The organism is Vibrio sp. 811 (assembly GCF_033339195.1).
In genome coordinates, this window is sequence record NZ_JAWOUB010000641.1 from 1 (window position 1) to 596 (window position 596).

General features: G+C 47.0%; 1 pseudogene. It reads left to right on the plus strand.

What is annotated here, in order from left to right:
* Positions 1-596, plus strand: a pseudogene (locus tag R7Q46_RS28570) (MSHA biogenesis protein MshI); the annotation flags it as partial.

Consider the following 596-nt stretch of genomic DNA (forward strand, 5'->3'; position numbering starts at 1 on the left):
TGAGAACGAATTGGTTCAGTCGCTTAACTACCGCTTAAGCACCAAAGTATCGTCACTACTGCCTGAAGAACATGAACTCTCTGGTCATGTGCTTGCGGATGCGGCGGCGGCGTCTACAAATCGACGCGTCAATCTATATCCTGATCATTTAAAGCCGAAAAAAGATCTCCTTACGCTAAAAAATGTGGCGATTTCTTGGGGCGCGGCTGCGGCTGTGATTCTGTTGTCTTACGGCTACGTGTCTTGGCAAAGTGAAGGTTTGGAAGATGAAATTGCGATTGTGAAAGGCAAGGGCGATATTCTTAAATCTGACTTAGATTACTACCAAGTGAAGCTGCGTAAGCACCAGCCTGATCCCAATAAGTTAGCGGCCAAAGCGCGTCTAGAGCGTGAAGTCAAAGCTAAGCGAGATTCCTTGAAAGCGGTGGGCAAGTACGATGATTCGCAACGCACGGGTTACTCAGGTGTGATGCAGTCATTAGCAAAATTGGGCAACCAAGAAATCTCTTTATCCGAAATTCGCATCAACAACAACACCTTGGATTTAAAAGGCTTAGCGAAAGCTCCGAGTTCAGTGCCGAGTTGGGTAAGCCAGT